Genomic DNA, 6,238 nt, shown 5'->3' with positions numbered 1-6,238 from the left:
TTTTTACTGGGTATTTATTCAACCAGATGACCAACGACCTTATTGTTTAAGTGAAAAGGCAAAAGAAAAGAATTGGTTGCCTCCAACTGGTTATTCTGCTTTACCAAAGAAATACAGAAAAAATGTGCCTGATAATTTAAAATACTGGTTAGAAAAAGATAGAAATAAAGCAATTGAGAAAAGAAATAAACTTATGGAACTTGAAGAGTTAGACGTTCAGATAGAAAAAGGTTCAGAAGGAACTACTTATAAGTTATTCAGGATATGGTGGAAAAGAACTAATAAAGAAGGAAAACCAGTTATAGTAGTTCGTTGGGGTGCTTCTTCTCAATATTATCTTTTTAGATTAGATGATATGAGTTTTGAGTGTGAATATAATCCATTAGAAAGTCCAACTTCAGCAATTCAGAAAAAGTATAAAACAAACATTGATAAGTTAAAAAACACTAAATTAGAGCCAGGTGAAGAACTTAATCCAACAAAGAATACTTCTGCTTGGGCTGAACTTATTGAAAGTGGGAAAGCAATTATCTTTGACAAGAAAGAGGACTTTATAAAGTTTGAGATTAAAAATAGATTATATATTTGTAGGAGAGAAAATCCTAAGTCTAACATCTGGTATATTGAAGAGACACAATTACCTACTCCTAAAAAAGATGAAAGCACTTGACAAATTAAGTGGTCTTATAGTAAATGTTTTTATAGAATTTTAACTAAAAGGAGGTAAAATGGGAACTTTGTTAGAGCAGTTTCAAAGCGTAAATGACTTTGATGAAGGGTTAACTTTAATATCAAAGTTTGACGAAGAGATGAGAAAATTTGGAGATTTTGAAAGTTATTTACTTAGTTTATCTGAACTTCAAGATGAGACAACTTTAAGGAATTCATTAAAAGAACTTATGGAGTTTGCTGAAAAGTATGGTTATCCTTATGGTTATCCTTCAATAAAAGTTTTAGATGAACTAAAAATGATTGCTGAAAAAAAGAGCCTTCAAGAGATTAAAGATGCTATCAAACAACTTATTGATAAACTTCAAAAGAGTAAATACGGGTATCCTTCTGCACAGACACAGACAAGTAAATCAGCAGAGACAGTTAATATGTTTGACCAAGAACTCTGTCAAGTTGGGGACTTTGGACCGAATGTCAAAATAACAGAGGATACATTGAAAACAATAGTTAAAAATTATGAAAGATTTAAAGATAGAATTAAACCTCCATTAACTATTGACCATATAGAAAACGGTCCAGCTTATGGTTGGGTAGAGAATTTGAGATATTCAGAAGGGAAACTCATAGGTGATATTAAAGAAGTTCCAAAACAGGTTGCTGATATTATAAGATTAGGTGGATACAGAAGGTTTTCTCCTGAACTTTATATGGCAGAGATACCTGGCATAAATGAGAATATTGAATTTCCTGTGTTGAAATGTGTCAGTTTATTAGGAGCAGGAATACCAAGAATGAAAGATTTAAAAGATGCAAGTGTTTTATATAACTCAGAGGATAAAGGAATTGGATATGTATTATTCTCTGAAAATGAAGATAACATACAAATAGGAGGAGATATGAAAGAAAAGATTGATGTAATAGAGAAAAAGATTCAAAGCATTGAGCAGGAAAATATTGAGTTAAAAGTAGAGAAGTTTATGGAGACGCATTCAGAACAAATAATTCCTGCTGTTGCACCATTAGTGAAGTCAATTCTTCTTGAGACATACAACGATGAGAAAGTAGTTAAGTTTTCAGAAGATGGAAAAGATAAAGAAGTAAAGATAGGGAACGCTATTATGGAGTTAATTGATAAACTTCCAAAATATGTTGAGTTCTCTGAAAAGGGTAAAGATAACCCTGTAATTGATGAGAAACTACAAGAGGCAAAGTTGGTTGAAGAGTTTGCAGAGACACATAAGGTAAGTAAAGAAGTTGCTTATGAAAGGCTAAAAAGTGAAGGGAAAGTAAAATAAAAAGGAGGAAATAATGGCTAATTTAGAAGGAGTTTATTCTGGTTTGACAATAAGTAAAGTAAATGGGATTAAAGATGGAGAAGGAGCACTTATTGAAGCAACTCCTAATTTGTTTGTTGCTCTTGATAGTTCAGATACATCAAAGTTCATTTTGCCTTCAAAAGATGGAGGAACTGTATTAGGAGTTCTATTGCCTGATTATAGATATGAGGAAGGGAAAATACAAGCTGGAAAAGCAGGTAATATTCAGATTGAAGGAATTGTTGATGTAGTTTGTGATGGAAATATAACAGCAAATCATTTGGTTATTGCAACTGCTGAAGGGAAAGCAAAAGATATTGGGATAATTGATGATGGACTTTCAGCAGGAGATGTTTTGACTTATGTTGCAGGAATTGCTGTTGAAGATGGAGTAAATGGTGGAAAAGTGGCAGTTTTATTATCAAGACAAATAGTTGGGTTGGCAACTTAAAAAGGAGGAATAAATGGCGTATATAAATGAAAAAATTTTGACGAGTTTTGTAGTAGATTATACACCTCCAGATGAGGTGTTTATTGCTGATAAGATATTAACTAATGTTCCTGTTTCTGAAATTTCTGGGAAATATACGATTTGGGAAAAGAAAGAGAAGAAGATAACTAATGATGTAGTTGGTTATAGGGCTTCAACACCAGAAATTCCACTTCAAAGAATTCCTAAAAAAGGGACTTATGCAACTGAACGACACGGATTAAGAGATTTTATTTCTGAAGAGGATGCTAAAACATACAAAGAATATATGGACCCTGTCAAGGAAAAAGCATTTGGTCTTAAAACTCAACTTATGAGAAATAGAGAAAAATTAGTTGCATCTACTGTTGCAAGTTCAACAAATGTTCCATCTGATTCTATCACAAAATGGGATACGGATGGTGCAACTATACAAAAAGATATTTCTGATGCTATACAGGAATTCAGAAAAAATTCTGGTGTTTTACCAAATACTATGATAATACCGTGGGAGGTATGGGAAGCAATAAAGTTAAATGAAGATTTAGTGGAAAGTTGGGGTAAAATAGTTAAAGCACAGGCTTCTCCACAGGTATTTACTCTTGCATCTTATTTTAATTTAGTTTTTGAAAGCATAAAGACAATTCTTATTCCAACTTGTCAATATGACACAACAGGAAAAGGCATTACAGAAGTTTCAGCACCAATTTGGGGTGATAATGTTGCTTTCCTTTATACTACTCCAAAAGGAACTAAAAATACTTTCACTTGGGTTGCTCGTTTTGTAAAACAAGAATTAACCACTGAAGTATTTCCTCATTACGATAAAGATATTCCTGGTGATTGGGTAAAAGTATATTATGAGGATGACCTTCAAGTAGTATCTGATTCTTGTCTCTATGTAATTAAAGATGTTTTAACTGGTAAAAAAAAGAACTGAAATGTATTTAACATATGACGGAGTTATAGAAAGGTTTCCTATATTAAAGGAGAAGATTGAGGAGAAGAAAACTATTTCAAGGAAATTAGTTGAAAATTGGATAAGAGATGCTGAAAGCCTTGTAGATAGTTATATAGGAGAAAGATATAATTTGCCTTTTGTAGAAGTTCCTGACTATGTATTATTTCTGGCAAATGAGGCTTTTGAATATATTTATCTCAGTGCTACAAATACTCCGCCATATAAAGGTGAAGAAGGTAATTGGTTAACTTCAAAATGGGAACGACTTATAAGTATGCTTGAAGAAGTTAGAGATGGATTAAAATTGCTCTTTGACAAACAGGGGAATACTATTGCTCCTTCTAAAAGAAAGGTTTCTTCAATTAGGTCTAATAAAGAAAATGTAGACCAAATTTTTACTATGAAGGACTTTTGGGAACAGACAGTAGACGAAAATTACGATAAGGAGCCTTAAATATGGCAAGGTCTATACTTAAATTATCTTTAAGTGGAGACGGACCTTATGGAAAGTTCGTTGAAGCAGAGATAAATGCAACTGTTGTAGGTGCTTTTCAAACTTGGATGAAAAAAGGTTTAGGATATAGTTGGAAAGCACCAATAGGAAAGGCATCTGAACCTATATTAAAGTTAAGCACTGCTATGTGTGCTGTCTCTTCTCAAAGGTTTCAAGAGAAAGCAAAAAAGGCTTTTGAAGAACGACTAAGAAAGGAGCAATATAGAAAATTCAAAACAGGTGGTTTTGGAAACTGGCCTCCTTTGAAGGAAAAAACTTTGAGAAGAAGAGAGTATCAAACTTTTATATGGAATATAGCACCTAAGAGTAAAGATACTCCACTTTTCTTTTCAGGAACTTTATCTGATGTTGTATCAAAAGGACTAAAAATAAATAAATTTTCTTTCTTCTCAAAGAGGGATTGGAGTAAAGGTTTATTTAGAATATCTGACTTAAATATATCAGTTGGCTGGGAAGACCCAGAAATTGAACCACCTTTTTGGTATTTTCACTGGACTAAAAAGTCAATTAAAAGGTTTGGAGACCTTATAAAGTTTCATAGAAGCAGAAATAGAAATCCATTTATTGCTGGTGGAAAGGTGAAAAAACTTGATACAGGAGAAGTTGTAGAGACACCAGAACTGACAAAAGGAGAATTTTTCAGATATGTTTGGTCTCCATTTCTCAAAGAAGATATTGAAAAGATTTTCACAGTTGATAAAAATGATATTAAAGAGGCAGCTGAGAGAACTTTTGAAGCAATTGAGGACTTAATGGAACAACTTGATTTAACTAATAAAGCAAGAAGAGAACTTTATAATATGATAAAGAGTAAACAAGTTAGTGTAAAAGATGTATATAATGAACTTAAAAAAGCACTAAGAAAAGAGTTAAAAGGAGGATAAATTTGATTTTAAATTGGGCTGGTAATGTTAAAGAGATAAAGGATGCAGTATATAACACTATTAAGAATGCTAAAATAAAGAACATAAAGGGTAGAATAGCAACTATTTATAAGAGAAATATACCAAGCAAACCATCTCATACTGATTGCCCGATGATTGCTGTTTTTAAGAGAAATGCGTCAGGAGATGAGATTAAAAGAGACCAACCTTCTTTGGAACTACCAAGAAGGGTTTATATTGTTATTGGAATATGTGATTTTTCTATGGCTGATTTAGATGAAGCAGAAGTTAAGACAGATGACTTGATAAATAAGATAATAATTGAACTAAGTAAGAACCCTTCACTAAATGGTTTAGTGAATGGAATAGAAGTTGAAAATATAACCTGGGATGAAGCAAATGATGATGATGTATGGTTTTCAACACCAATGATTGAATTATCAGTCGTTGGAACTAAACTTTAAAAAGGAGGTTTAAAAATGGGCGATTCAACAAAAATCTTGACTTCAGCAGGAGTAGTTGAAATTGGTGATTATGGCGATACAACTTTAAATGATATTGGATATACGCAGGGAGGAACTACTATTACTAAAACAAGAGATACAAGAAGGGTGGAAGTAGACCAAACTTTATATCCAGTGGGTATGCAGGTGACGGCTGAAGGTTATGAAATTCATATCATATGTGCTGAGACAACTTATGCAAATTTAAGTTCTCTCTGGGATGAGCCTGGTAATGGTAAATTAGGTCTTTCTGCTGGTGGAGCACCTACCTACAAGAAAATTAAAATAAGTGGAACAAGAAGTGATGGAACGGCCGTTACTTGGACTTTTTATAAATGTATGCCAACAGGGTTTGGTGCTTATGAATTTGCCAAAGACGCAGAAGGAAAAATTGAAGTCACATTTACTGCCTTATGGGATGATGACGAGGGAGCACTTGGAGAATTTTCTCCTGCTTCTGAAACTTAAAAGAAAGGAGGGTGATTAGCGATGGGAAAATTTTTTCCTGATGGAGCGATTAAGAAGACATCTTTTGTTATAAGATATACAGATGATGGAGTTTTACTTTCTGACTTACATTTGACAGAGTTGGTTTTAAGTTGTGTAAACGGGGTGAAATGTCAACAAGCAATTAAAGATGACAAATCATCCCGTTTTTTATTTAAGGTTGAAGGTAATCCAGAAGATATAAAGAAGTTTATTGATGGGTTCTTTCACGGGAAAACTGATTTTACAGAGGAAGAAATAAAGATGAAAGTTATGCATTTCAGAGAATTCAGTTCAGGATTGACTTACTTGAAGACATTACTTGACAAGGCGCGTTTTACAATAGAGGATGAAAGAACTCCTAAACAATAGGGACTAAGTTGAGAGAGTTTCAAATATTGAAATATATGTAACTAATATATCAAAAGAAGAA

General features: G+C 32.9%; 9 protein-coding genes. All 9 read left to right on the top strand.

Annotated features, from left to right (window positions below):
* Nucleotides 1–670: hypothetical protein (locus PKV21_08545; protein HOM27537.1), on the top strand; the 670-nt coding region annotated here is incomplete at its 5' end.
* Between the two features lie 58 nt (nt 671–728).
* Nucleotides 729–1,967, top strand: a complete 1,239-nt coding sequence (locus tag PKV21_08540) for a hypothetical protein (protein HOM27536.1) — start codon at nt 729–731, stop codon at nt 1,965–1,967.
* 13 nt (nt 1,968–1,980) lie between these two features.
* The gene (locus tag PKV21_08535) at nt 1,981–2,439 is read left to right on the top strand and encodes a hypothetical protein (protein ID HOM27535.1); all 459 of its coding nucleotides are present in this window, start codon (nt 1,981–1,983) and stop codon (nt 2,437–2,439) included.
* Between the two features lie 13 nt (nt 2,440–2,452).
* On the top strand, nt 2,453–3,397 hold the full coding sequence (locus PKV21_08530) for a hypothetical protein (GenBank protein ID HOM27534.1): 945 nt from the start codon (nt 2,453–2,455) through the stop codon (nt 3,395–3,397).
* Between the two features lies 1 nt (nt 3,398).
* A complete protein-coding gene (locus PKV21_08525; protein ID HOM27533.1) occupies nt 3,399–3,872 on the top strand; it encodes a DUF1320 family protein in 474 nt (157 codons plus the stop codon).
* 2 nt (nt 3,873–3,874) lie between these two features.
* A complete protein-coding gene (locus tag PKV21_08520) occupies nt 3,875–4,816 on the top strand; it encodes a hypothetical protein (GenBank protein HOM27532.1) in 942 nt (313 codons plus the stop codon).
* Between the two features lie 2 nt (nt 4,817–4,818).
* Nucleotides 4,819–5,280 carry a hypothetical protein gene (locus tag PKV21_08515; GenBank protein HOM27531.1) on the top strand — a complete coding sequence of 154 codons (462 nt, stop codon included), beginning with the start codon at nt 4,819–4,821 and terminating at the stop codon, nt 5,278–5,280.
* A gap of 15 nt (nt 5,281–5,295) precedes the next feature.
* Nucleotides 5,296–5,787 (top strand): hypothetical protein, encoded by a 492-nt coding sequence (locus PKV21_08510; protein HOM27530.1) that lies wholly within the window; start codon nt 5,296–5,298, stop codon nt 5,785–5,787.
* Between the two features lie 21 nt (nt 5,788–5,808).
* Nucleotides 5,809–6,177: a hypothetical protein gene (locus PKV21_08505; protein HOM27529.1), complete on the top strand. Its 369-nt coding sequence runs from the start codon at nt 5,809–5,811 to the stop codon at nt 6,175–6,177.
* The last annotated feature ends 61 nt before the right edge of the window (nt 6,178–6,238 follow it).

The sequence above is a fragment of the bacterium genome, from assembly GCA_035371905.1.
Lineage (GTDB): Bacteria > Ratteibacteria > UBA8468 > B48-G9 > JAFGKM01 > JAMWDI01.
The sequence above is the reverse complement of the archived record's forward strand: the minus strand, read 5'-3'. Positions and strand labels throughout refer to the sequence as shown.

What these genes read in the sequence shown, in the direction of transcription:
- PKV21_08540 (HOM27536.1), top strand. Translation starts at nt 729, where the DNA reads ATGGGAACTTTGTTAGAGCAGTTTCAAAGCGTAAATGACTTTGATGAA.
- PKV21_08535 (HOM27535.1), top strand. Translation starts at nt 1,981, where the DNA reads ATGGCTAATTTAGAAGGAGTTTATTCTGGTTTGACAATAAGTAAAGTA.
- PKV21_08530 (HOM27534.1), top strand. Translation starts at nt 2,453, where the DNA reads ATGGCGTATATAAATGAAAAAATTTTGACGAGTTTTGTAGTAGATTAT.
- PKV21_08525 (HOM27533.1), top strand. Translation starts at nt 3,399, where the DNA reads ATGTATTTAACATATGACGGAGTTATAGAAAGGTTTCCTATATTAAAG.
- PKV21_08520 (HOM27532.1), top strand. Translation starts at nt 3,875, where the DNA reads ATGGCAAGGTCTATACTTAAATTATCTTTAAGTGGAGACGGACCTTAT.
- PKV21_08510 (HOM27530.1), top strand. Translation starts at nt 5,296, where the DNA reads ATGGGCGATTCAACAAAAATCTTGACTTCAGCAGGAGTAGTTGAAATT.
- PKV21_08505 (HOM27529.1), top strand. Translation starts at nt 5,809, where the DNA reads ATGGGAAAATTTTTTCCTGATGGAGCGATTAAGAAGACATCTTTTGTT.